We start from the raw sequence: 1,889 nt of genomic DNA, 5'->3' as shown, positions 1-1,889 counted from the left end.
GCACGGCGCTCTGCATGGCCGGATGAAGCTCACTCATAGCGCAGCGCCTCCGCCGGGTTGACGCGGCTGGCGCGCCAGCTCGGGTACAGCGTGGCGAGGAAGGCCAGCACGAGCGAGATCACGGCGATGGGCAGGACGTCGGCCATCTGCGGGTCGCTGGGCATGCGGTTGATCAGGTAGATGCTGCTGGGCAGGAAGGCCACGCCCAGCAGGCGTTCGATGGCCGGCACGATGACGCCGACGTTGAACGAGATCAGCAGCCCGAGCGCAACGCCGGTCAGCGTGCCGATCACGCCGGCGGCAGCGCCTTGCACGACGAAGATGYCCATCACCGAGCGCGGGCTGGCACCGATCGTGCGCAGGATCGCGATGTCGGCGCGCTTGTCGGTCACCGTCATCACCAGCGTCGACACCAGGTTGAAGGCGGCCACCGCGACGATCAGCGTCAGGATGATGAACATCATCCGTTTCTCGATCTGCACCGCGTCGTACCAGGCGGCGTTGGTGCGCGTCCAGTCACGCACCCGCACGTTCGGGCCCATCACGTCGCTCAGGCGCCAGCCCACCTCGCGTGCGTCGTGCACGTCGGCCAGCTTCAGCTGCACGCCGGTCGGGCCTTCGGTACGGAACAGCCGCGCCGCGTCGTCGATGTGGATCAACGCCAGCGCACTGTCGTATTCGTAGTGGCCGACGCTGAACACGCCGGCAACCGTGAACTGCTTCAACCGCGGTTGCACGCCGGCTGGCGTCACCTGCCCGCCTGGGGCGATGAGCGTGACCGAGTCACCGGCGCGAACACCCAGCGAGCGAGCCAGCTCGACGCCCAGCACGATGCGCCACTGACCGGGCACCAGTTGCGCCARCGTGCCGTCGGCCTCCAGCTTCGCGGCCAGGTCGGTGATCTGGCTCTCGGCCGCCGGCAACACGCCGCGCACCACCGCGCCGCGCATGTCTTCGCCACGCGCCAGCAGCGACTGCACGGCGATGAACGGGGCGGCCGCGCGAACAGCAGGGTCTTCCTTGGCCTTGGCGGCCACGGCCTGCCAGTCGGGCAGCGCCTGGCCCTGCGGCTGCAGGATCTCGACGTGCGCGATCGCCGACAGCATGCGGTCGCGCACTTCCTTCTGGAAGCCGTTCATCACACTCAGCACGACGATCAACGCCATCACGCCCAGCGCGATGCCGATCACCGAGACGAACGAGATGAACGAAATGAAGCCGTTGCGCCGGCCGGCGCGACCCGCGCGCGTGTAGCGCCAGCCGATCTGCCACTCATAGGGCAGCTTGGAAAACAAGCTCATGGGACCGGCATGCTACCGGAGCCTTGCTTTACGTTCAGCCGAGCTCGTCGCAAAGTGAAAGACGGACACTGAACGTGCTGCCCTGCCCCGGCCGGCTGCTGATCTCGATCTGGCCGCCCATCTGCACCAGCAGCAGCTTGACGATCACCAGTCCGAGCCCGGTGCCTTCGACACGCCAATGCCGCGTCAGGCGGCGAAACGGCTGGAACAGTGCCTTGATCTCGTCCTCGGCCAGGCCTTCGCCCTGGTCCTCGAAATCGACCCACAGCTCGTCGCCTTGCACCCGCGGCACGACCGCCAGGCGCCCGCCGGGCCGGTTGTACTTGCAGCCGTTGGTCAGCAGGTTGACGAAGACCTGCTCCAGCCGCACAGCGTCGGCCCGCACATGCAAGACCTCGGGTGGCAGATCGGCCTGGATCGCGATGCCCAGCGCCTGACGCTGCGGTTCGACCTGCTGCAGCGCCGACTGCAGCACCGAGCCCAGGTCCACCGGCCCGACGTCGACGCTCAACTGGCCAGAGTCGATGCGCGTCACGTCCAGCACATCGTCGACCAGGTGCAGCAGGTGCATGCCGGCCGAGACCACAT

General features: G+C 67.7%; 2 protein-coding genes. Both read right to left on the bottom strand.

Annotated elements, in window-relative coordinates; translation table 11 throughout:
- Positions 1 to 29: 29 nt before the first annotated feature.
- Complete coding sequence (locus AC1DYI_RS34255; protein WP_477208564.1) at positions 30 to 1,301, bottom strand: lipoprotein-releasing ABC transporter permease subunit; 1,272 nt, start codon at positions 1,299 to 1,301, stop codon at positions 30 to 32.
- A 34-nt stretch (positions 1,302 to 1,335) separates the two neighbouring features.
- A partial coding sequence (locus AC1DYI_RS34250; protein WP_477208563.1) for a sensor histidine kinase occupies positions 1,336 to 1,889 on the bottom strand: 554 nt, incomplete at its 5' end.

Source organism: Ideonella sp. P3_A4 (assembly GCF_056403075.1).
Note: the sequence above shows the minus strand (reverse complement) of the source record. Positions and strands in the feature narration are given on the sequence as shown.